Raw genomic sequence first — 24429 nt, forward strand, 5'->3', positions numbered from 1 at the left:
TTTCACCTAATCTGAATGAATATGAAATCAAAATCTATTAACGAAGCAACAACACCCCGTCGCAAATTTTTAGGTAGGCTCGCGGCAGGTGCAGCCAGCATTGGAATTGCTAGCATGTCGCCATCCATTCGGCTTGCGGCAGCCACTTCAGGAGCTGCAGAAACTGTAACTGCCGCCGATGACTGGTTTAAAAAAATTAAGGGGAAGCACCGCCAGGTATTTGATGCCACCTCTCCTCATGAGGGATTTCCACTGGCTTGGGCCAGAGTATTTCTAACCACTAATAATGAAACCGGAACTCCCGATAACGAGTTGTGTGCAGTGGTTATCTTGCGTCACAGTGCCATTCCCATTGCCATGGAAGACCGGCTGTGGGCCAGATACAAACTGGGAGAAATGGTCAATGTCAATGACCCCATAACCAAAGCTCCTGCAGTGCGCAACATTTATTGGAATTCTCAACCAGGCGACTTACCACTGCCGGATATGTCTGTCGATCAACTACAAAAAAGAGGTGCTCTGTTTTGTGTCTGCAACATGGCTATCACTGTTTACAGTGGCATGTTTGCCAAAAAGATGAACCTCGATGCTGATGTAGTGAAAAAAGAGATATTGGCGGGAATTTTACCAGGCATTCAGGTAGTTCCCTCTGGTGTTTGGGCAACCAATCGGGCACAGGAGCATGGGTGCTCTTACTGTTTTGCAGGATGATAAAACGTGTAAGGGATTCATAACGCAATTTTTATAGCAGCCGCTTGTTTTTAATAAAATTCAGAAATGAAGTGGTGGAGGTTATTGACACCAAATAGCTTGTTAAGCCATTCAAGTTTCATTGAGGGTTATACAGGTTCTGTTTTTCTTTTTCAATCAAATAATTACAAAAGTAGAGAAAGGGTGGCATCACCTAAAAAACAAGAAATGAAACACTAAACCATATAAGCAACTAAACTAAAATTATATTTTATGCCTAAGTATGTTATTGAACGGGAAATTTCCAATGCAGGTAAAATGACTACAGAACAATTAAAAATTATTTCACAAGCATCTTGTGGCGTGCTCAGCAATATGGGGCCTAAAATTCAATGGCTGCAAAGTTATGTAACTGGAAACAAAATTTATTGTGTATATATTGCGCCAAATGAGCAAATGGTTCGTGAACATGCAAAACAAGGAGGATTCCCAGCTAACTCCGTAAATGAAGTAGTGACAATCATTGACCCAACTACAGCGGAATAATATAAGAGGAAACCCCGTGATTAATAATTCCAATAATCGATTGAAGTGGTATACTAAAAGCATACCATTGCATGCTTTTATTGTACTATCCGCTTAAACTTAAAATACTTTCAAATGAAAAAATTCACACTTATTCTATTCATTATTATTTTCTCAACCCGTCATACTGTTAAAGCACAAGACCTGTGTTCCTACAATCCAAAATATTGTAAATTATTAAGTGATACGGCAGGAATCAAAATGATGTTAATTACACTTCCTCCGGGTGCTAAATTGTCTGAGCATACTCATCCAATAAATATGGGATATGTTATAAAAGGAAGCCTCTACAAGTGGGAATATACAACTGGTAAGATGGAAAGTGCAAATATGAAACCTGGCGATTCGTTTTATGGCGGGCCTGAAACGCCTCATCATTCGTGGAATGCCGGCAAGTCGGTATTGCAGTTCATACTAATCGAAAAACAGAAGTGACAAAATCGTGTGTAACATCTTATTTGTGTTAACAAATTTTGGGCTGGCTTATTTATCCATTGTTGTATTTGGTATACATTTTAATCAGAGGATCGTTTTCAGGTTTTTATCCTTATCCATTTGTGAATGTTTTACAAATTGGATAGCAACAAACCCTTTTGAATGCCTTGATTTTATTTTTTGTATTTGCAGGTCCGGGAGCGCTTTTTATATTTTTAGGAAAAATGTTTCCTAAAAGAAAAAGTTCCAAAACAACAATATTTTAAAAACAGATTATTTTATACATCTGCGGGAATATATTTTGGATGAAATGAAGAATTAATGTTAAATTGCTAGTGATGATGAACAAATCAATACCATAGTATGCTGCGCTTCCAAAGAAATATATTTTTAATACTGAGTTTATTAATGATGGCTGCTATGGCCGATGCGCAATTGCCCGCCCCGGCAAAATCGATTCCTGATTTTCAATTGTATCAATTTAACGGACAGCCATTTGTGCGTAATAACCTTCCAAAGAATAAACTGCTGTTTTTTATATTTTTTGATGTAACCTGCGATCACTGTCAGCATGCTTTCCGTGAAATAAATGCGCATTATAATGCCATGAAAGGTGTTGCGATGTATTTGATTTCTTTAGATTCTGAAGCCGGCATGGCCAATTTTATAACCAGGTTTGCACCTAATTTGGTGGGCAAACCCAATATTACATTGTTGCGTGATGTGCAAAATCAGTTTATACAACACTTTGCACCCCGAAAATATCCTTCTATGTTCCTGTACAATGCAAAAAGGCAGTTGTTATTGTATGATGACGAACCGGAACATTTTCAGCAATTTTTGCAGGCTATTCATTCCAATACACATGCATGAGTGAATATGACTTTTGTCACAGTTCATGGCCAAACTTTATTGTAGTTTTAAGCATTGTTTTACCTAAAATAACGGTATATGTCTTACTATTTTTCAGCAATCGTGAACGACAGTTTCTCCAATACCATTCAAAGAGTAACCGATGCTTTAAAGGCGGAAGGTTTTGGCGTATTAACGGAAATTGATATGAAAGCTACTTTAAAGAAAAAATTGGATGTTGAAATTGCACCCTACACCATATTAGGTGCCTGTAATCCACCTTTTGCCTATCAGGCCTTACAGGCAGAAGATAAAATTGGCACCATGTTGCCCTGTAATGTAATTGTACAGGAAAAGGGATCGGGAAAAGTAGAAGTAGCTGCCGTTGATCCTGCTGCATCTATGCAGGCCATTCAAAATGCGGAATTGGAAAAAATTGCCGGTGCTGTTCGCGATAAAATGCAAAAGGTGATTCAGCACCTTGTATAATTGTGTCGGCAATTTTCTAACTTCATAGTACTCGTTCAAAACAATGGGCAGGGCTTATTGTGCATCTGTACACAAACGTTTGTGCATGGTATGGCAATTGATTAAGTGTTATATTTGAAAACATCATTTCAATCATTGTTTTCTAAATGTTTGCCACATGTATTTACGGAAGAAAATTGTATACTTAGCATTACTCACTACTTCTTTTTATTCCTTTGTTCATGCGCAGGTTGTAACCCATTATCAACAAAAAGAACAACAACAAATTTTTACTTTGAGTAACACCAAGGTAACGCAACAAATTGTAGTAGACCATCATTTTTTACACGAAGATGCGCTATTGGCAAAAACGGATTGGCTAACAGCGTACCATAACACGCAAACACATGACGTATATACAGATGCTGATTTTGCTTTAAAAATGATGTGGACGGACTGGAGTGCGCCTGGAAAAGACTTTAATGGCGATTTGCAACTATCACTTACCAAAAGAGATTTTGTATTACAGCGATACGAATTTATTGCTTTACCCAACAATGGTAAGGAGCTCAATTTATATTTTACCCCGGTAAATAAAGAGAATTCCCTGCAACTGCGGATTACCTATCAGTTATTGGATCAGGCATTTTATGCCAGAAGAAAAATTGCAATACAAGATACATCGCTGCAAAAAAACTGGATTGAAGCCATTGTATCCAGAAGTGGTAAGATATTTACACAAAGCGGATACAATGCCGGCTATAGCATGCGGGAAGAAAACAGTGCATCCGCTCAGTATATTTCGTTACAACTACATCCGCAGGCAGAAACAGACAGAATTGTAAAACAGGGCGATTTTGGTCAGCCTTGTGCCATAAATTTTTCTGGCGGTGGTGTATTTTTCGGTATTGAATATCCGGCCGCCAATTCATCGGTAGTGCGCAACAGTGATATGAGTTTGCAATTAAACTGTAAAGAATTAATGGGTAAAGTAGTGAAACAAGAATGGATTGAAAGTAGTTGGGTAGTAGAAGGTCTTGCACCGAATCATGCCATTCAGGATTGGTTTTATGATTATATAAATGATATAAAAGCAGCACCTGACAAGCCTTATGCGTTATACAACAGTTGGTACGACTTGCGTTCACCATCCTATCCGCATGTGGAACCCAATCATGTAATGAATGAAAAAAATATTCTGCATATCATTGATTTGTTTAAAAAGAACATGACTGATAAATATGGCATACATCTGGATGCTTTTGTATTAGATGATGGTTGGGATGTATATGAAAGCAATTGGATGCTAAATAAAACAGCATTTCCAAATGGTATTCAACCTATTGTAAATGCCTTAAAGCCAATGGGTACTACGTTAGGAATTTGGCTGGGCCCTACAGGTGGTTATTCATTTAGAATGAAACGTATTAACTGGATGAAAGCACACGGATATGAAACAGTGGGTACAACGTCCAATGATGCCATGTTAGATATTGCAGGGCCTGATTACAGCCGTTTGTTTGAACAACGTGTTACTGATTTTACAAGGCAAGGGGTGGGCTATTTTAAGTGGGATGGTATTCAGTTCTCATCCAGTGAAGCGACAAATGGTCATCCCGTTGGGTATCATTCCAGAAGAGCTGCTGTAGAAAGTATTATTGAAAAGTGTAAGGCTGTACGCGCCATTAATCCGAATGAATATTTAAACATTACTTCAGGTACCTGGTTGAGCCCGTGGTGGCTGCAATATGCCAACCAAATCTGGATGCAAGGCGCTGATTATGGTTATGCCAATACACCCGTTATTAACGATCGGGATGCTGCCATGACTTATAAAGATATTGTATTGTATGATGATTTTAATCGGCAGAATGTTTGGTTTCCGTTGAATAATATGATGACACATGGAATTATTAAAGGAAATTTGGCCTCTATTGGCGGCAATGATGATCCGTTACATAAGTTTGCTGATGATGTGGTGTTTTATTTTGGCCGTGGTGTTACTATGTATGAATTATATCTTTCTCCCGACTTGCTGCATGCTGACGAATGGGAAGTGTTGAGCCGCTCTTTGAACTGGGCGAAGCAAAATTTTAGTGTGCTGGATAAAACTTACATGATTGGAGGTAATCCTGCAGTAGGTAACGCTTATGGCTTTGTGCATTTTAAAAATGATAGCGGTATTATTGCAGTTCGCAATCCGAAAATACAAACACAGCAGCTTACCGTTCAGTTATCTTCGCAACAGGGATTGGTGGATACTGCTGCTTCGTTGGTATTGGAAAGAGTATATCCTACGCATTGGATTGCGCCTGATTTATATGCAGCTGATGCTACCATCACCTTACCGGCTTTACAAGGATTTGAAGTAGCGGTGTATCAGGTTTATCCTGTACAAAATGCAAAAAAGCCATTATTGGCAAATGCAGTAATGAATATTGCTGAGCAGAATGGCCCTTCGCAACAACTTCGGGTAATGGCTACAACCGGCAAGGTACAACTATTAAATCCATGGATGGTGAAGGCTGTTAAGGTTTCAGAAAAAGAACAAAATATCAATGACATTCAAATTACACAACAATCTTTTCCTGCACCCATTGCAGCAGGCATACAGTTTTCGGAAAATACAGTAAGCGGCACTGTTACAATAGATGCACATACTACCACCACACGATTGGTGGTGATGCTGCAACCGGACAGCAGCAATATGGGCAAACCATTTCCTGACATACAATTCATGGTAAACGGCCAAAAATTGAATGCAACCAAACAACTACAAGATGGTCATTGGGGTAGTTATTCAATTGTACTTGAAAATACAGGCAAACATGATATTCGGTTTGAAATAGGTTCTACCGAAAAAGTACAGCAATGGAATGGAACAGCCTTTTTATGGGCCATTACTCAGCAGGTGCAGCCCATCATAAAAGTAACATTATCAACCTGGCAAGCCATAGATAAAGAATTGCTGTTGCCGGATCCTTATGCAAAAGGCGGCGCTTTGCCGCAAACCCAATTGTTGGCAAGCGGCCCAGTGAAATTATAAATGATTGGTGCTGATGAAAATCACCATTGTTGCAGGGAAACGATGGTGATTTTTGTTGTTGACGCTTAAATATTAATACCGCCACTTACTTCAATTCGCTGGCCATTTACCCAGCGTGCATCTTCACTACAAAGAAAAGCTACAACACCACCTATGTCTTCAGCAATGCCTACCCGTCCTAATGGTGAAAGCGATGCCAGTCTTTCTTTCATAAGCGGATTGTTGCGAATGGCAGCATGGTTAAAATCTGTTTCAACAGGTCCGGGAGCAACAACATTGGCCCTAATACCTTTATGGCCCAGCTCTTTGGCCAAATAACGTGTAAATACTTCTAAGGCGCCTTTCATCGAGGAGTAAACAGAATAACCTGGATTGCAATAACGGGTGGTACCGCTTGAAATATTGATAATGCAACCTCCATTGTTCATGAAAGGAACACAGTATTGCGTTAAAAAATAAACCGATTTAAAATGAACATTTAGAAACTCATCAAACAATGCTTCTGTAACCTGCTCAAATGGAACAGTAGCGCCCATGCCGGCATTGTTAATTAAAATATCAAAATGTGTAGTTTGAAAATGTGTTTGCAGCGAAGTTTTAAATGTTGCTACAAAAGCAGGAATAAATTTTGTATCTGAAAGATTGAGTTGTAATGCCAATGCTTTCACATTTAATTCTTCCAGTGCCTGCACTGTTTGTAACGCCTGCTCTTTGTTTTGCTGATAGGTAATAATAACGTGGTTGCCTTTACGTGCTAAACTTAAAGCCATATCTTTTCCTAATCCTCGGCTGCCGCCTGTAACCAATGCTATTGAAGAATGATTCATAAAATGATTTTTGATGCATATAACAGTACAATTATTGTATGGTTTGCCTTAAATAACATTTTACCAGACATTTATGCAATACTATTCCAGATTTTTTTCAGGTTTTGCATGCTGGTAGTAATGCTTGCAAAAGGATCGGCGGGATTATCATGCTCCACAAAATAATATTGCATTCCTGAAGTTTTGGCATGTTCAAAAATATTCTTAAAATCAACAACACCGGTGCCAACGGGTTGTGGTTTTTCTAATGCTTTGTCAATATCTTTTACATGCCAAAGCGGAAAACGACCCGGATGTTGTTTAAAAAGTGTAACCGGATGTACGCCGGCTTTGGTAGCCCATGCCAAATCAAGTTCTAATTGTACCGGTGTTTCTTTTAAAATTACATCATAGGGCAATACACCATCCACTGCTTTAAATTCAGTGTAATGATTGTGGTAAGCAAAATGGATTCCAGCTTTTTTGCAGGCCTCATCTGTTTTGTTCAAAACATCAATCGACGATTTTATTTGCTCTGTAGTATTGAGTGGAATGCTGGCACATACCAAATAAGGTATACCACCTGCTGCGGCATCATCAACCAGTTCCTGCATATTGTCGCGTAAATTTTTCATGGGTGGAATGGTAATGGGTTTGCCATCTGGGCCGGTAGGCATCTTTCTGCCGGGCGGTAGTTGAAATGGTGCGCCCAATACATGGTGCGACTTCCAGGATAAACCTTTGTCTTTTACCAAGGCGGCAAATTCCCGTGGCTTCATACCATAATAGCCACCTTTTTTACTGAAAGCAGATTCAATATTTTGATAGCCAATGGCTGCAATTTTTTGTAAAGTGCCCGGTACATCTGCATCAATTACATTAAAAAAAGTGTATAATTGAACGCCGGCAGGCGGCATTGCCTCCCAATTTAAACCGGCGCCCAGTGTTTTAGAAATGGCTAAGCCGCTTAATGCAGCAATGCCTGTTGTTTTTAAAAAATCTCTACGTTTTAGCATATCGTTTGGTTTATATTTTAAAGGTAGATTTTTGTTTTGGTTTGTTGAAAGCCCAATTTTTTAAAATATTGTTGGGTAGTTGTTGAATAGAGTAGTTAAAACGCACTTTATCACTGCATTTAACAGTTTTTTATATGCAATGGCACACAATTTTTTGATAATTATCAAATACAAGCTTCAAGAACTATGGGTTTACATATCTTTAAAAAAATGGGTTCGCTATCTGAACAAATGATGAAATTGAATTTGAACGTGGTATTGAAAAAATGAAATGGCAAAAACATCATATTCATAAGCAATTTTTAATTGCAGAAATACGCATAACGTTGTACATTTCATTTCCTTAATTGCTGTCATATGAACAAAAATCGGTTCCTTTCAAAACTATTGTTATTATCATTTCTTATTACTACGAACCTACACGCACAACAATGGGTTTCATTGTTTAATGGAAAAAATTTAACGGGCTGGCAATTGGCAGCAGGAACTGCAAAGTATGCTGTTCAGGATGGGATGATTGTAGGAGAAACGGTAGCGGGCTCGCCCAATAGTTTTTTAAGAACCGAAAAAGAATACGACAATTTTGTTTTGGAATTAGATGCCAAATTACCCGACAGCACCTCCAATTCGGGTATACAGCTGAGAAGCCATGTAAATACTGCTGGAAGGGTTTACGGATACCAGTATGAATTAGACCCTTCTTCCAGAAAATGGACCGGCGGATTGTATGATGAAGCCCGTCGCGACTGGTTATATCCGCTCAGCCTAAATCCCGAAGCACAAAAAGCATACCTACCCGGCCAATTTAATCATATTAAAATTGAATGTATTGGCCATGAGATAAAAACATGGATTAATGGTGAACCCGCTGCTTATGTAGTGGATACGATGGATGCAAAAGGATTTATTGCCTTACAGGTACATAGTATTGGCAACAATACGGCTCTGTCCGGTGAGAAGGTATATTTTAAAAATATACGCATTCAAACAGGAAATGTGCAGCCCACTCCTTTTCACAAACCCGTGTACGTTGTAAACAACATACCTAACTATTTGTGTAATGCAGAAAAGAAATGGGGCTGGAACTTATTGTTCAATGGAATAAACAGTGATGGATGGCGTGGGGCGTATAAAGACCATTTTCCTAAAACCGACTGGCAAATAAAAGATGGAATGATTACCGTTTTGTCATCACAAGGAAAGGAAGGAGGAAACGGTGGCGATGTGGTTACTTTGGGCCAATACAGTGCTTTTGATTTATCGTTTGAATTTAAATTAACACCCGGTGCCAACAGTGGTGTAAAATATTTTGTAACCCTTACCGAACACAATGAAGGTTCTGCTATTGGATTAGAATATCAGGTATTAGATGATGCCTTACACCCCGATGCCAAATTAGGCAGGGATGGCGACAGAACTTTGGCATCGTTGTACGATTTAATTCCTGCGCAAAAGCAGGCTCGGTTTGTACATCCTATTGGCAGTTGGAACACAGGGAGAATAGTGGTATATCCCAACAACCATGTTGAACATTATTTGAATGGAATAAAAGTGTTGGAATACGACAGAGGCTCACCGGCTTTTAGAGCGTTGGTAGCCATTAGCAAATTTAAAATCTGGAAAAATTTTGGCGAGGCAAGGCAAGGGCATATTTTATTGCAGGATCATGGCAATGAAGTAAGCTATAGAAGCATTAAAATAAAACCATTACAATAGTTGAAACAAATTAGCTGCATAGCGTTACAATAGTACAAGTGTGCGACGCAACAGCAGCAGCATAGCAATTTTGCAGCCGGGTTCATAAAAAAAACAACATGCAACGAAGAAAATTTATTGAACAGGTATCACTTGCATCGGCAGGTGTAACTATTTTAAACTTTCCGGTTTTTGGCAAATTAGCCCCGAGTAATAAAGTGGTGGTGGCCGTTATGGGCGTAAACAGCAGGGGAGCTTATTTGGCAAAAAGTTTTTCACAATTGCCCAATGTTGAAGTGGCGTACATCTGCGATGTGGAAGCCGGGGCTATTAAAAACGGATTAGATGCTTTAAAAAATGCCCAACGGAAGCCCATTATAGTACATGATATACGTAAGTTGGTTACTCAAAAAGATTTTGATGCTTTGGTAATTGCAGCTCCCGACCATTGGCACACACCGGCAGCCATTTTAGGCGTTCAAAACGGGAAACATGTGTATGTGGAAAAGCCGTGCGGACAAAATCCGCATGAAGGCGAAATGATTGTTACCGCCATGCAGCGGTATGGAAAACTCATTCAAATGGGTAATCAGCGCAGGTCTTTCCCAAGTTTAATAGAAGCAGTAAACTTAGTGCATGGCGGCATTATTGGTAATACTTATTTTGCCAAAGCATGGTATGCCAATAACCGTACCGGCATTGGCTACGGCAAGGTAGTACCGGTACCTACTACATTAGATTATGATTTATGGCAGGGGCCTGCACCCAGAAAACCTTATCAGGATAATCTGATACATTATAACTGGCATTGGTTTTGGCATTGGGGAACCGGCGAAGCATGTAATAATGGAACGCATGAAATAGATTGTTGTCGTTGGTTTTTAAATGTTGATTATCCAACCAAAGTTTCGTCAAGTGGAGGGCGTTATGCTTTTAAAGACGATTGGCAAACCCCCGATACACAAGTAGCCGGATTTGAATTTGGCCATCAAAAAGCCATTACCTGGGAAAGCAGGAGCTGCAATATTTATCCTGTTGAAGGCGCCGGCAGAGGTTTTATTATTTATGGCGATAAAGGTACTTTGGTGAATAAAGGCGGTGGCGATTATGCTATTTATGATAACGATAATAAATTGGTGAAAGCAGTAAAGAGTGAGGTAGTAGCCGATCCTTCTAATCCGGTGAGTGCCAATGGTAATTTAGATTTTTATCATTTTAGCAACTTTATTCAGGCAGTGCGTGGTGAAACTAAAATCACCTCACCGGTAACGGAAGGTAGTAAAAGTGTTTTACTATGTCATCTTGCCAATATTGCACAAAGGGTAGGCCGTACTTTGTATTGTGATGCCGGGAATGGCCATATTTTGGATGATGCTGAAGCTATGGCACTTTGGGGAAGGACTTATGAGCCAGGTTGGGCACCTGAAATATAATGTACTGTGTATTGCAATATCCGATATTTGTTTAATCAATATCCTAATGTTGGATTGACTGATTGTTTCTATTTACAAATGCCGGACGAATCAGCCAACTTTTCTTGGTGGGTTTTTTAAACACCAGCCACCAAATAAATATTGCAATAATTGTTATCACAAAGAAGGTTACCACCCACTGTGGCAAGCTGTTTTTTAACGAAATCAATAACCCATCATTACTAAATTTTGAAAATCCAAATAGCTCCGGAATCCTGTACCAATAATAAATAGAAACACCTGCTGCTGCATACATTTGAATAAGTATTTCTGTTGATTTTTTGTCGAGAAAGGATACTAGAAACAGAAAAAGAATGATAGATGCTGTGGCGCCTATCCAGGGTAAACCATAGGTGCTCAAAGCATTAAAGTGAGGTATTGGAGATTGAATATCGGGCACTTGAAACCAACCCCAAATAAATCCGGGTAATCCGCCAATAATCAGTAAGGCATTTATTTTTTGTAGTAACGATTTGTGTGCTTTGCCTGGATGAAAATCAGGTGTAGAATCCGGACAAGGTAAAGAGCAGTTTGCACATGCGGTGCAATGTGCATTGGGTAATGTAAGCCATTGTTTTTCACCATATAATTTCTCTACACTATGAATGGGGCAAATGGTTGAACACCAGGCACTTTTCCATTCAAAGAAAAAACCCATCGTAATTCCAATAGCAATGAGCATCATTAATAAAATGGCAGTAGCATGCCCGTTATTGTTAAATATAGGATGCCGTAAAGGAACAATGATAAACAATAATAAGATAGAGACAAATTGTAACCTGGTTTGCCATTGTACACTCATGCGGTTTCTTTTCGATAAATTAAAATATCTTGGTAGTAAAACAGTGGTAGATAACGGACAAACATTTCGCCATAAGCCGGTTGCAAATACCAATAAGGCAGGAGCAATCGGAATCAATATATTCCAAAAAATGAGCACACCTGTTTTAGGAAAAAAAACCAAAGCAAAGAAAATAGCCAATCCAATTATCCAAAATATAATTTGTATGAGTTTCCATATGCGATATGGCTTTTGATGTTGCAGAAAGTGCGTTTGCGAAATTTGCATATTTGTTTCCATATATTGTGAATGCGTTGTTGTGTATTATGAAAGCAATGTATTCTCTCCTCAAAATATAAAGTATGATGCTCGTCATATCACTAAGCCATTCCTCCCCGTTGCATTCTATTTTGTATTTGTTGTAGCGATATAGTGCTTACTTTTATTGATTGGAGCTAAAATAAAAAAATCGAAAAATTAAAATAGGGTGGTAAATTGAAGTAACTTTTAATGAAATTTTATGTGGTGAATGGGGTTGCATTTTTTCAATACCTAATTTTTTGAAGATGAAAAAACGAATTGCTTATGCTTGCTTATATCTGTTGCTAATAGGTAATGGGGTATATGCTCAACAAATTAATCCTTCTCTTTTAAAAAACACCTGGCCTGCTTATTGGATAGCAGCACCCAATACCCCGCCTACCGATTATGGGGTTTATTTTTTTAGAAAGCAAATCACTCTGCCATCCAAGCCCAATCAGTTCATCATTCACATTTCAGCCGATAATCGTTATCAACTGTTTATCAATGGTAAATTAGTAAGTATTGGCCCTGCCCGAAGCGATTTATATTTCTGGAAATTTGCCACGATTGATATTGCCCCCTATTTACAGCAGGGCATCAATACCATTGCAACTGCCGTTTGGAATGAAGGTCATTACCGGCCTGAAGCGCAAATTTCGAACCGTACCGCTTGGGTATTGGTGGGCAATGATGCATTAGAAAAAATGCTCAATACCAATAGCACCTGGAAGAGTTATCGGTGTATGGCTTATCGGCCATTGCCGGGTATTGACTACAGTGCATACTATGTTGCCGGTCCGGGCGAAATAGTTGATATGCATCAATTCCCGCTTCAATGGCAACAAAATAATTTTGATGACAGCCAATGGCAACCGGCACAACAAATTGGCTGGTCGGGTGCTAAACCCAAAGGTATAGGTGATATTAACGAATGGATGTTGATTCCCGATCCATTACCTGCTATGGAATTAAAGTTGCAAAGAATGACTTCTATACGGAGTGCCATTGGTGTAACTATCTCCCATGATTTTTTAAGTGGAAAAGCTGCTTTTCAAGTTCCTGCGAACACTACTGCTACTATTTTATTGGATCAGGGTGTATTAACCAATGCTTATGTGCATCTTTTATTTTCAGGAGGAAATGGAGCAACGATAACCTGCACTTATGCAGAAGCATTGTTTGAAAAAGATAAAGAAGGGAAGCCCATACTTGAAAAGGGGAACCGTAATGATATTGCCAATAAAATAATATTGGGAAGAAAAGACAGCATCTTTTCTTCCGGTGTTGCAAAGCAAGCGTTTAATTCATTGGCATGGCGCACTTTTAGATATATTCAACTCAACATAACCACACAAAACGAACCCATTTCAATAGAAGACTTTTATAATACTTTTATCGGATATCCTTATCAACAAAATGCAAGTGTGCAAACAACGGATACACTTTTACAAAAAATACTGAACATAGGATGGCATACTGCCCGTTTATGTGCTATTGAAACGTTTATGGATTGCCCTTACTATGAAGAGCTGCAATATATTGGCGATAGTCGTATTCAGGCTTTAATTGGTTTATACAATAGTGGCGATGACCGGTTGGTTAAAAATGCATTGAACCAAATGGACCATTCCAGAATTGCAGAAGGGATTACCTTAAGCAGGCATCCATCATTCACCCCGCAACAAATTCCCACCTTTTCGTTGTGGTATATTGGCATGTTGGCCGATTATTGGAAATACCGTGGTGATAGTGCTTTTATTGCCAATAAATTGCAGGGAGTAAGAAATATTTTATGGTTTTTTCAGCAATACCAACAAGCAGACGGAACATTGCGTAAAGTGCCCTATTGGATGTTTACGGATTGGGTGGATGGTTATAAAGGCTGGAATGGTGGAACGGCACCGTATGGAAAAGATGGTTCATCTGCTATTTTAGATTTGCAACTGTTATGGGCCTATCAATTAGCAGCATCATTAGAAGCACAAATGGGTATGCCGGCTTATGCAAAATTGTACAACGCAAAGGCTATACAGTTACAAACAACCATTCAAAAAAAATATTGGCATAACAATAAGGCATTATTTGCAGATACTGATGAGGGTGATCAATTTTCTCAGCACGCCAATGCACTGGCCATTTTAACACATACTATCACAGGGAAACAGGCAACTGCACTGGCTCAGCAACTTTTGCATAACAAACAATTGGCTCCTGCATCTATTTATTTTAAATATTACCTGCATCAGGCACTGGTAATGGCAGGTTTGGGAAACGATTATTTACAGTGGTTAGATATATGGAAAGAAAACATTGCAATGGGCTTAACCACCTGGGCCGAAACATCGGATATTAATGGTTCCAGATCAGATTGTCATGCCTGGGGGGCCAGTCCGAATATTGAAGTATATAGAACCATATTGGGAATAGATAGTGATGCACCGGGATTTAAAAAAGTAAAAATTACACCACATCTCGGAAATATAAAAGAAATAAGCGGGCAAATGCCGCATCCTAAGGGAATGTTACATGTGGCCTATAAAAAAAATGGTAATAAATGGACCATTACAATTGTGTTGCCTAAAACGGTTACGGGGCAATTGGTTTGGAAAAATAAAATATATGCCTTGCAAAGTGGCAATAATGCGTTTGAATTAGATTGAGCTACTGCTCTGTTATTATGTAAAATAATTAAACGAAAATTTTAAAGGCTTAACCAAACCATTCATACATGTTTTGTAATAATAGTTTATGCTTTTCTGCCGCATTCAAGTCACGCACTAATTTCCCCTCATGTATTTGTAATAGGCGGTTGCCATATTGCTGGGCATCTTTTAAATTATGTGTAATGAAAATAGCGGTTAATTGATATTCTTTAATAAGCGACTGTGCGACTTTCAAAATAATATCAGCCGACTTTGGATCAAGGGCTGCAGTGGGTTCGTCTAATAATAAAACGGTAGTGGTATCCATAATGCTCATCAACAGGGTAAGTGCCTGCCTTTGCCCGCCCGATAAGGTACCCATGGGTTGATTTAATTTATTTTCCAAACCCATTCCCAAACGTGCAATGGTATTTTGTACGCTCCTTTTAAATGCAGTATTAATGCCTATTTTTAATGGTTTGCTTTGTGTTCTTAATGCCGCCAGTCTAAAATTATCCAGAATAGTAAGGTCGGGGGCCGTACCATCAAACGGGTTTTGAAAAACCCTTGCAATCCATTTGCTTCTTTTATAATCCGGCAAAGTGGTTACCTCTTCTCCGGCAATCCATACTTTCCCTTTTGTTGGAATCACAGCCCCTGCAATGGTATTAAACAAAGTAGTTTTACCTGAACCGTTAGCGCCAATAATGATTACAAATTCACCCTGCTGAATATTCAGTGATACATTGTTCAATGCCATCACTTCATTCACCCTTCCCGGATTAAAAACTTTTGTTACTTGTTCTAATTGTATCATTCCCAAAACAGATTATTCATTTTGATGCATTAGTACATTTTTTACCCTGGGTAAAGCAACAATTAACAATACAAAAAGGGCTGTAACCAATTTCAATATATTGGGATCCACACCCAATGATAAGGTAACTGCCAGTACCATTTGAAAAATAAAGCTGCCCGCAATAACCAGTACAATTTGCCAACCAATTGCAACAATATTGAGCCAAATGCGCAAAGCATCTGCAATTAAAACTGAACCCAAACCAACAATTACAATACCAATGCCCATATTAATATCGGTAAAACTTTGGTATTGAGCTACCAATGAGCCACTTAGTGCCGTTAATGCATTGGCCATGGCCAGTCCAATTATTTTCATTCTGTTATTGTTAATTCCTAACGATCGGGTCATGCTACTGCTATTCCCGGTTGCCCGCATGGCAATACCAAAGTCTGTTAATAATATGAACCATAATAACAGTACAAAAAACCCAATTATCAATGCGCCGGTAAAAAGTGCATTATAAATTGAATTATTAAAAAAATGTATGTATGTAAATAAAGTGGACAGATTAACCAGTGGAATATTAGAACGCCCCATAATTATTAGATTAATGGAATATAATCCGGTCATTACTAAAATGCCCGCCAATAAAGCATCAATTTTAAGTTTGGTATGAATATAGGCAGTGCAAATACCTGCGGTGGCTCCGGCCAACATGCTAATGAACATTGCCGGGAATAAAGGCCAGTGGTTTACCAATAACAATGCAGTAACAGCCGCACCTAACGTGTAACTGCCATCGGTAGTAATATCGGGAATATTAAAGATGCGCATGGAAATAAAAACACCCATCGACATAGCCCCGAGGCACAACGATAGAACCAATGCAGATAAATAAAAGTCCATTATTGTATGGGTTTATAATCCGGAGGAAATTGTAAATGATACCTTTTAGCAACTGCAGGATTATATACCCTGTTTCTAATTTTTACCATTTGCCATTGCAAACCCTTTGTGCTTTTTGTTTGCAAAAAAACCGCAGCCTGTTCACCGGCCTGATGCCCCCAATCATAAATATTGGCTCCAAAAGCTGCTACGGCACCACGGGCTACTAATCCTTCCTCGCTCGTAAAAATAGGTACCTTTTGCTCGTTGCATGCTTTTACAATATTTTCAAAAGATGCAAAAACAGTATTATCGGGATTGGCAAAAAATGCATCAATGTGTTTTGATAAAAGCGATTGGGTTACTAATAAAACATCTGCACTGCTATTTACGGGTAATGAAACCAATTGAATATGGTTAGCTGAAGCCAGATTTTTAATACGATTAATGGCCTCAACCGATTGAGGTTCTGACTGATTGAAAATCATACCAACCGTTAATGGTTTATTGGCAGCAGAATGTAATATTTGTGGAATCAGTAAAAAGGAAGTATCGATATAATTTAAGTTTTCGCCCACGCCAAAAAGATTGGGTGGCATGTTGCCTTTGGCATCCGTTAATTTCATGAGTTGCGGCGTTGCAGCTACCATCATAAATACAGGAATGGTTTTAGTATTCTGAATGGCAGTAATGGTAGGTAAAGTGGCATTGGCTGCAATGAGTGTTACATTTTCAGTAATAAAATAGCGAATAATTTGTGTTAACATGGGTATGCTGCCTTGTGCATTGCGGTATATAATTTTTACAGTGCCTTTGCTTTCATCAAACCCATGCGCTTTTAAGGCATCTATAAATCCGGTTTTTGCCTGTTCAATGGTATTATCCTCAAATGCATCGGCAAAACCTATAACAGGCACGTTGCTTTTATGGTTGTTGCAGGCGGTTAAGAATAAAATAAAAAATATAAAAGTGCAATATGTTGAAAGCTTCATGCCTTTGGAAAATTTTAATAGCTTCATTAACAACAATTTTTATTCATTGTTTAAAATTAGGCCACAGAGTTGGTTTTTCCATATTTATCGAAAAAAACGCTATGATGATTTATAAAGTGTAAAAAGCCATCAGCTCATTTTCGTAATTAAGGCATCCGTTTTTTCTTTTGTCAGGAAATAAACCGTTCAACGACTATTGGGTATAATAAAATCTAAATAGCAGGGTTTAACAAAATATTTATTTAAGTATTTGCTTAAATAATAAAAAAGATATAGCTTTGCTCAAAATAACAACAATATGAGTTTTTGTATTCGTTTATATGCCGATCCTGTTCAAATTAATCAGTGCAAAGAAAAATTAGATCAGACCCAAGAATCATTCACTACCATGTCGGGAGTATTAGCACTGGCCGGTAATGAAGTCCGTTTAAAGATTTTATATTTATTGGAAGAAGAAAAAGAACTATGCCCCTGTGATTTGAGTGATATTTTAGGTATGAGCATTCCAGCCATTTCACAACACCTCCGAAAAATGAAGGATGGCGGAATTATTCAGGCCAGAAAAGAAGGACAAACTATTTTTTATTCATTAAAGCCCGAGCATTTAAAAATGCTGCGCGGTTTATTTAAATACATTCAACAACTCAACCAACAAAATCAACTCGTATGAAACAGGAAAAATCAAACGGAAAAACCTGGATAGCCGTATTGGCAACAGCTTTTATTGCCTCTTTATGCTGTATTACACCGGTGCTGGCTTTAATAAGTGGTGTTACGGGAATTGCATCTGCTTTTTCGTGGATGGAGCCTTACCGCCCCGTTTTAATTGGTATAACGGTACTGGTATTAGCATTTGCCTGGTATCAAAAATTAAAATCTCGCAGTGCTAATGAAATTGCCTGCGATTGTGAAGAAGACAAACCTTCATTTTGGAAAAGCAAATCTTTTTTAGGTATTGTAACTGTTTTGGCTGTATTGCTAATGGCTTTCCCTTCCTACTCCTCTATCTTCTTTCCTAAAATAGAAAAAAAGGAAGTGGTGTATGTTGATAAATCAGCTCTGCGAACCGTGAAATTAAAGATTGAAGGAATGGATTGTGAAGCCTGTAGCTCAACCATTAATCTGGCTTTGTCAAAAGTGCCGGGAGTAATAAAGTTTGAAACCGCTTTTAAAGATGCCAGCAGTACAGTAGAATACAATGCCGCTGAAACCAAATTAGATACCATTGTGAATGCCGTAAACGCAACCGGGTACAAAGTTTCAGGCGTATCGGCAGTTGAATAAATGTAGAAATATTTTTAAAATTTAATTTTTTACTATGAAATACATATTTATATTTTTGGGTACTATCACAACCATAGGCATAACAGGCATGTGTGGTTGCGGGGGTAGTTGTGCCGCAAAATCTGTGCATACAAATACCCAACAAGCGATTTTGAATCCCCAAGATTCTATTAAAACAGTTACGCTTAACATTACAGGAATGTCTTGTGCAGGTTGCGCTAACCATATTCATGCTGAATTAGCTAAAACGGGTGGAATTATCAGCGATAAAATTCAATACCCCGGTAATATTGGCGTGATTCAATACAACACCTCAAAAATTTCTTTAAAAGAAATAATTGCGGTAATTGAAAAAGCAGGATATAAAGCAGTTGAAATGAAGGACAGGCGCAAGACGAATACTGCTGATAACTGATATATGAACCGTATTTAATAAAAGTAGTATGGGTATGCAAAATTGTTCAACTATTATTCATCAATTAATTAATATATTTCAATGAGTTTCTTTAAAAAATCAAATGCCGATAACAAGTCAGATAATACGCAAAATGATGCGCAACAGGAAAAAATTTTGTTGAAAATTACTGGTATGACCTGCGAGCATTGTGCCCGTACTGTTGAAAAAATTATTCATTCTAATCCCGGAATTGTAAGCGTCAATGTTCAGTTTCAGGAAGGAAAAGGGGAAGTGGTTTTTAACCCGGAAACGGGGAGCGCAGATGCAATTATTGCTTCAATTAATCGTTCTGCAAGTTATCGGGCACAAAAGAATCAGAGTGTTTCCGGCGCTCATCATTTTGATTTGATTATAATTGGTGGGGGCTCTGCCGCTTTTTCGGCAGCTATTCAAGCAGAAAGTTTAGGTCTTTCTACTTTAATGGTCAATGCCGGCCTCCCTTTTGGTGGCACATGTGTAAACGTGGGGTGTGTACCCTCTAAAACTTTAATCAGAGCTGCTGAAGCCGCTTATCATGCCTCTCATTCCAATTTTTCAGGAATCAAACCCAAAGGCTTTGACATTGATTTTGCGCAGGTAATCAAAGATAAAAAAGCATTGGTGCATACCCTGCAGCAAAAAAAATATATAGATGTAGTACAAGACTTTAAACAGCTTACCATGATCAATGGATGGGCAGGTTTTGAAGATGCAAAAACAATTGTAGTGAATGGAAAAGATAAATATACTGCCCTGAAATTTATTATAGCTACAGGTGCTACTACTAATGTTCCGAACATTGAGGGGCTGGATTCCATTGGTTATTTGACTAATGTTTCCTTATTTGATTTAGAAGAACAACCCACAAGTATTACCATTATGGGTGCCGGTTATATAGGATTGGAAATTGCGATGGCCTATAACCGTTTGGGAACAAAAGTGCGTATTATTGAATTTACAGATAGGGTTTTGCGTACCCAGACACCCGACATTAGCGAAGAAATTGAGAAGCACATGCGGGATGAGGGCATAGAAATATTGCCCAATTTCCGGGCTGTTAAATTTGAAAAATCGGGCAACAATACGATTATTCATTGCAAATGCCCGGATGGTTCTTTTACCCAATTGATTGAACCGGGTAAAGTGGTAGTAGCATCTGGCACAAAAGCCAATACAGAAAAATTAGGATTAGAAAAAATTGGGCTGCAATTAACGCCGAAAGGCCATATTCAGGTAAATGCAATGATGGAAACCAACCTACCCAATATTTATGCCGTTGGCGATGTGGCTAACACTCCCGCCTTCGTGTATACTGCTGCATACGAAGGTAAAATTGCAGTTGAAAATGCATTTACCGGGAGTGAAAACAAAACCGATTATGCTGCTTTGCCCTGGGTAGTATTTACCGACCCGCAAATAGCAGGGGCGGGGTTAGATGAAGCGCAGGCTGCGGCACTCAATATTCCTTTTGAAGTGTCTAAACTAACATTAGATAATGTACCCCGTTCACTCGCAGCAAACGACACAAGAGGCTTTATTAAACTGATACGCAATAAGGAAACCGATGCTTTGATTGGTGCAAGAGTGGTAGCCCCCGAAGGCGGCGAATTAATTGAATTGCTAAGTATGGCTATTCAGCAAAAAACAACCATCAAAACCCTGGCAGAAAATCTGTATCCTTATCTTACTTTGGGTGAGGGTATTAAATTAGCTGCTATTACTTTTGGTAAAGATGTGGCTAAGCTAAGTTGCTGTGCTAGTTAATAAAAAATTAAATAGGTAAACTTACCTTTTATCTAAGTTGCAGGGAATAAAACAATTTATCATAATACTCAAATTTTTAAGGCTAAACGCTTAATTTTTCTAAATAATAACACGAATCCTTACATACAAGTTAGCTAGACCAAAATATTTATAGCACGACTGATAGTCCATTCATAATAATGATCATTCTGAATTGCTGTGGTTTAAGTTTTAAAAGTTTCTAAAAAATAAAATATATATTGGTGATGACCCCCCCCGGCACAATATTTTCATTTCTTATAAATTTTAGTGTATGATTCCAAACGAACTAACAGGCGATTTAAAAAAACGCCTTTCCACTGTTAGAGGTCAAATAGAAGGTATTTTAAATATGTTAGATAATGATACCGACTTTGACAAAATATTGGTGCAATTTAAAGCCGCTGATCAGGGATTACAAAAAGCACATTACTTATTACTTGATGAGGTATTTAGAAAAAGCCTTGCGTTAAAACTTGTGCAGGTAATGAATTCCTGCCCTGGGAACTGCCAGGATGCTGAAAAAATAGAATTTATCAAAGAACAGTTTCCTATACTTGAACTTGATGAAATCACCTCTAAAATAAAAGAAATTAGCGCTATCAATAAACGATTGGAAGAACACAATAAAAACATTTTTAAAAAAGATTAGGAGGACACCCCCCTGCGATCTGAACTTTGTTCTATAATCAAAATTTTAAAGTTATGAAAACTCAAACAAAAAGAAAAATTGAATTATTTACTGCCGGTTGCACTGTTTGTGACCCCGTAGTAGAAATGGTAAAGGCTATGGCTTGCAGTTCTTGTGAAGTAATTATTTATAACATAGCTGAATCTTGCGATACAAAAGAATGCTCTGAAAAAGTAAAGTCTTATGGCATTAATACAGTACCGGCAATTGCTGTAAATGGTAAGCTATTGTCCTGCTGCCTTCATAATGGAATTTCTGTGGAAGAATTGAAAAGCGCAGGCATAGGGAAGTTAGCATAATTTAGCTACGCTTAATTAATTTATTTTACTCCTTAATTTACTTGTATGGCTACTGAAAGTGTTCAAATGAAAGTTTCCGGTTTAATGTGTTCTTTCTGCACTATGAGTGTTGAAAAAGCGTTAAAGCGCAACACGGCTATTAGAAGTGTAATGGTGAATCTTGTTCATGGTATTGTATTAGTAGAAGCGGATACATCTAAAATGAGCCGTGAACAACTGGCAGAAGCTGTGGAAAACCTGGGCTATAGTGTTTCATCTACCGAAGTGCAACAATATAAAACGGATGAAGATATTTTTAATTTAATAAAACAGCGTGGTACTATTGGGATGGTAGCTTCTGTAATTGATTTATTAGTTGATCCTTTAAATCTCTTTGGTTTACTCCAACTATATCGTGCATGGTTTAGTTTAGTTGTTGCTGCTTTTATTTTATTTTGGGTTGGATACCCGATTTTACGGAAAACCATCATGGCTATAGGGCAAAGGGTAATTAATGCCAATGTATTATTATCTGTTGGCGCCTGGGGTTCTTTTGCAGTAGGAGTTGCCTCTCTTTTCAATCAGGCACTACCCAATTTTTTGCCGGTAGCGGGCTGGTTAATGTCACTCCATTTGTTCTTTGCATATTTCAAGTTAGATACCCGTAAAAAAGCTTCTGATGCTGTTCGAAAATTAATTGATCTACAGCCGGCTAAAGCAAGGGTGTTGAGAGGTGAACAATTTGTAGATGTATTGACAAAAGATGTATTGGTTGGTGAAATTGTAGAAGTAAGACCAGGTGAAAGAATACCATTAGATGGTGTAGTATTGAATGGGGGTGCAAGTGTTGATGAAGCAAGTTTTACCGGTGAAAGTACACCCTCAAATAAAGAAATTGGTTCTACTGTAATAGGTGGCACACTAAATCTTGATGGAGCCTTACAAATTAAAGTTTCCAAGATTGGTCAGGATAGTTTTCTAAGCCAAATTGTTAGTTTAATGAGCCGCATCGCTGAAAAGAAACCGCCTGTTGAATTGTTGGCAGATAAACTCATGAACTATTTCGGACCGGTTGTATTTATTACTGCTACTATTGCCTTTTTTATATGGGGTTTAGTAACCGGTAATTACATTCAGGCAACGCTAGTATTACTTACTACCATCATTATGGGTTATCCATGTGCCTTAGGCATCACTACGCCGATGCTTGCTGCAATAGCTGGCGGTAAAGGAATTTCAATTGGGCTGCTTGTAAAAGCCAGTGAGGTATTTTACGGGTTATCAAAAGTTGATACCATTGTTTTTGATAAAACAGGCACACTTACTTATGGTAAACCTACCGTAACAGATGTACATGCTTTGAATGGTGATAAGATAGAACTTTTATCTGTTGCAGAGGCATTGGAAACTAAATCTGAACATCCTATAGGGCAAGCCATTGCTTTCTTTGCACAAAAGGAGGCTGCGCCTAAATTATCTGTAAATAATTTTAAAGCTATACCTGGCAAAGGTGTTGCAGGAAGTATAAATGACGAAACAATACTGGCAGGAAAACCTTCGTTTATAGAACAAAGTGGTATTAATATTTCAAAAGAAATAAGAATTTTAATAACAGCTTTAGGCAGTGAAGGGAAAACTACTGTGCTTGTTTGCAAAGGGAATCAGGTAATGGGGGTTATAGCTTTGCAAGACACACCACGACCCACGGGTGCTCAGGTAATAGCAAAGATAAAGCATAGAGGCATAAGAACAGTAATGCTTACAGGTGATACTAAACAATCGGCAGTTCCAATTGCAGAAAAATTAGGTATTGATGAAGTACAGGCCGAATTATTACCCGGTGAAAAAGCGAGCGCCATTGAAGCATTACAAAAGAAAGGCTTTAGAGTTGCAATGGTGGGTGATGGAATAAATGATGCCCCTGCTTTGGCTCAATCTGACGTAGGAATTGCAATCGGTGCAGGTACTGATGTAGCTATTGAAGCTGCGGGGGTTATTTTAATTGGCGACAAATTGATAGATGTATTGAATGCAGTTATACTAGGAAAAGAAAGTTATAAAACAATGACAAGTAATGTGATTATTGCCGTGCTATTTAATATTGCGGGAATGCTGTTGGCAGCATTTGGTTTTATAACTCCAATACTTGCTATTGTAATAATGATAATAAGTATTTTTTTTATATTAATTAATACGCTTCGCATAAGGTCTTTAAGGCTCGAAATCATTAAAGAAGAAGTAACTGCAGGGTTAACGGAAGCAAGATTTAAAGTTTCTAATATGATATGTGAAGGTTGTGCAGAAAAGATAACTACTTCCCTCGTTGCTTTACCAGGTGTAAAAGTTGTAAAGCCTAAAATTGTTCAGAAGCAAGTACAGATTAATTATTATCCTGAAATAACAAAGCATGAGGAATTGAAAAGTGTTTTGGAACAGCAAGGGTTCACAGCAGTTGAATTATAAATTTTTTAATATAAAAAGTTATATA

General features: G+C 38.1%; 23 protein-coding genes. 17 read left to right on the forward strand and 6 right to left on the reverse strand.

Annotated features, from left to right (window positions below):
* Nucleotides 1–114 precede the first annotated feature (114 nt).
* The 7 genes from EO766_RS10795 to EO766_RS10820 all read left to right on the forward strand — a co-directional run bounded on the left by EO766_RS10795 (nucleotide 115) and on the right by EO766_RS10820 (nucleotide 6076).
* On the forward strand, nucleotides 115–711 hold the full coding sequence (locus EO766_RS10795; protein WP_287101012.1) for a hypothetical protein: 597 nt from the start codon (nucleotides 115–117) through the stop codon (nucleotides 709–711).
* 252 nt (nucleotides 712–963) lie between these two features.
* Nucleotides 964–1236 carry a DUF4242 domain-containing protein gene (locus EO766_RS10800; protein WP_074419631.1) on the forward strand — a complete coding sequence of 91 codons (273 nt, stop codon included), beginning with the start codon at nucleotides 964–966 and terminating at the stop codon, nucleotides 1234–1236.
* Between the two features lie 114 nt (nucleotides 1237–1350).
* Entirely contained in the window at nucleotides 1351–1710 is a 360-nt protein-coding gene (locus EO766_RS10805; RefSeq protein WP_074419632.1) for a cupin domain-containing protein, read from the forward strand.
* Nucleotides 1711–1748: 38 nt separating this feature from the next.
* Nucleotides 1749–1856 carry a Pr6Pr family membrane protein gene (locus EO766_RS18445; protein ID WP_218331127.1) on the forward strand — a complete coding sequence of 36 codons (108 nt, stop codon included), beginning with the start codon at nucleotides 1749–1751 and terminating at the stop codon, nucleotides 1854–1856.
* Nucleotides 1857–2073: 217 nt separating this feature from the next.
* Nucleotides 2074–2583, forward strand: coding sequence for a peroxiredoxin family protein (locus EO766_RS10810; RefSeq protein WP_074421121.1), 510 nt, complete (start codon nucleotides 2074–2076; stop codon nucleotides 2581–2583).
* A gap of 78 nt (nucleotides 2584–2661) precedes the next feature.
* A complete protein-coding gene (locus tag EO766_RS10815) occupies nucleotides 2662–3051 on the forward strand; it encodes a DUF302 domain-containing protein (protein ID WP_074421122.1) in 390 nt (129 codons plus the stop codon).
* 157 nt (nucleotides 3052–3208) lie between these two features.
* On the forward strand, nucleotides 3209–6076 hold the full coding sequence (locus EO766_RS10820) for an alpha-galactosidase (protein WP_218331129.1): 2868 nt from the start codon (nucleotides 3209–3211) through the stop codon (nucleotides 6074–6076).
* Between the two features lie 65 nt (nucleotides 6077–6141).
* On the opposite strand, the gene EO766_RS10825 is transcribed toward EO766_RS10820, so the two are convergent.
* Together EO766_RS10825 and EO766_RS10830 are read right to left on the reverse strand one after the other, a co-directional pair.
* Complete coding sequence (locus tag EO766_RS10825; protein WP_074421258.1) at nucleotides 6142–6903, reverse strand: SDR family NAD(P)-dependent oxidoreductase; 762 nt, start codon at nucleotides 6901–6903, stop codon at nucleotides 6142–6144.
* Between the two features lie 71 nt (nucleotides 6904–6974).
* Nucleotides 6975–7898 (reverse strand): sugar phosphate isomerase/epimerase family protein, encoded by a 924-nt coding sequence (locus tag EO766_RS10830; RefSeq protein ID WP_074421257.1) that lies wholly within the window; start codon nucleotides 7896–7898, stop codon nucleotides 6975–6977.
* Between the two features lie 357 nt (nucleotides 7899–8255).
* Here EO766_RS10830 and EO766_RS10835 point away from each other — a divergent pair, with 357 nt between their 5' ends.
* Nucleotides 8256–9614 (forward strand): 3-keto-disaccharide hydrolase, encoded by a 1359-nt coding sequence (locus EO766_RS10835; RefSeq protein ID WP_074421256.1) that lies wholly within the window; start codon nucleotides 8256–8258, stop codon nucleotides 9612–9614.
* 98 nt (nucleotides 9615–9712) lie between these two features.
* On the forward strand, nucleotides 9713–11026 hold the full coding sequence (locus tag EO766_RS10840; RefSeq protein WP_074421255.1) for a Gfo/Idh/MocA family protein: 1314 nt from the start codon (nucleotides 9713–9715) through the stop codon (nucleotides 11024–11026).
* A 43-nt stretch (nucleotides 11027–11069) separates the two neighbouring features.
* Here the strand turns inward: EO766_RS10840 and EO766_RS10845 are convergent, their stop codons facing one another.
* The gene (locus EO766_RS10845) at nucleotides 11070–12146 is read right to left on the reverse strand and encodes a cbb3-type cytochrome c oxidase N-terminal domain-containing protein (protein WP_218331130.1); all 1077 of its coding nucleotides are present in this window, start codon (nucleotides 12144–12146) and stop codon (nucleotides 11070–11072) included.
* 266 nt (nucleotides 12147–12412) lie between these two features.
* Between EO766_RS10845 and EO766_RS10850 the strand changes: the two genes are divergently transcribed.
* Complete coding sequence (locus EO766_RS10850; protein WP_218331131.1) at nucleotides 12413–14809, forward strand: alpha-L-rhamnosidase-related protein; 2397 nt, start codon at nucleotides 12413–12415, stop codon at nucleotides 14807–14809.
* Between the two features lie 49 nt (nucleotides 14810–14858).
* On the opposite strand, the gene EO766_RS10855 is transcribed toward EO766_RS10850, so the two are convergent.
* From EO766_RS10855 to EO766_RS10865, 3 genes are read right to left on the reverse strand one after another with little or no spacing between them, the layout of a single operon-like run.
* Nucleotides 14859–15608: an ABC transporter ATP-binding protein gene (locus EO766_RS10855; RefSeq protein ID WP_074418654.1), complete on the reverse strand. Its 750-nt coding sequence runs from the start codon at nucleotides 15606–15608 to the stop codon at nucleotides 14859–14861.
* A 12-nt stretch (nucleotides 15609–15620) separates the two neighbouring features.
* A complete protein-coding gene (locus EO766_RS10860; protein WP_218331132.1) occupies nucleotides 15621–16499 on the reverse strand; it encodes an ABC transporter permease in 879 nt (292 codons plus the stop codon).
* On the reverse strand, nucleotides 16499–17470 hold the full coding sequence (locus EO766_RS10865; RefSeq protein WP_218331133.1) for an ABC transporter substrate-binding protein: 972 nt from the start codon (nucleotides 17468–17470) through the stop codon (nucleotides 16499–16501). The genes EO766_RS10860 and EO766_RS10865 overlap by 1 nt, the downstream gene beginning before the upstream one ends.
* 298 nt (nucleotides 17471–17768) lie before the next feature.
* Here EO766_RS10865 and EO766_RS10870 point away from each other — a divergent pair, with 298 nt between their 5' ends.
* The 7 genes from EO766_RS10870 to EO766_RS10900 all read left to right on the forward strand — a co-directional run bounded on the left by EO766_RS10870 (nucleotide 17769) and on the right by EO766_RS10900 (nucleotide 24404).
* Nucleotides 17769–18140 (forward strand): ArsR/SmtB family transcription factor, encoded by a 372-nt coding sequence (locus EO766_RS10870; RefSeq protein ID WP_218331134.1) that lies wholly within the window; start codon nucleotides 17769–17771, stop codon nucleotides 18138–18140.
* On the forward strand, nucleotides 18137–18754 hold the full coding sequence (gene merTP, locus EO766_RS10875) for a mercuric transport protein MerTP (RefSeq protein WP_218331135.1): 618 nt from the start codon (nucleotides 18137–18139) through the stop codon (nucleotides 18752–18754). Before EO766_RS10870 ends, merTP begins: the two co-directional genes overlap by 4 nt.
* 34 nt (nucleotides 18755–18788) lie before the next feature.
* Complete coding sequence (locus EO766_RS10880; protein WP_287101013.1) at nucleotides 18789–19169, forward strand: heavy-metal-associated domain-containing protein; 381 nt, start codon at nucleotides 18789–18791, stop codon at nucleotides 19167–19169.
* Between the two features lie 81 nt (nucleotides 19170–19250).
* Nucleotides 19251–20954 (forward strand): mercury(II) reductase, encoded by a 1704-nt coding sequence (gene merA, locus EO766_RS10885; protein WP_218331137.1) that lies wholly within the window; start codon nucleotides 19251–19253, stop codon nucleotides 20952–20954.
* 292 nt (nucleotides 20955–21246) lie between these two features.
* The gene (locus EO766_RS10890; protein WP_074418483.1) at nucleotides 21247–21624 is read left to right on the forward strand and encodes a metal-sensing transcriptional repressor; all 378 of its coding nucleotides are present in this window, start codon (nucleotides 21247–21249) and stop codon (nucleotides 21622–21624) included.
* Between the two features lie 53 nt (nucleotides 21625–21677).
* Entirely contained in the window at nucleotides 21678–21962 is a 285-nt protein-coding gene (locus EO766_RS10895) for a thioredoxin domain-containing protein (RefSeq protein WP_074419874.1), read from the forward strand.
* A 45-nt stretch (nucleotides 21963–22007) separates the two neighbouring features.
* Nucleotides 22008–24404, forward strand: a complete 2397-nt coding sequence (locus tag EO766_RS10900; RefSeq protein ID WP_081301267.1) for a heavy metal translocating P-type ATPase — start codon at nucleotides 22008–22010, stop codon at nucleotides 24402–24404.
* Nucleotides 24405–24429: the final 25 nt, after the last annotated feature.

The organism is Hydrotalea sp. AMD (assembly GCF_004100315.1).
In the GTDB taxonomy this organism is placed as follows: domain Bacteria; phylum Bacteroidota; class Bacteroidia; order Chitinophagales; family Chitinophagaceae; genus Hydrotalea; species Hydrotalea flava.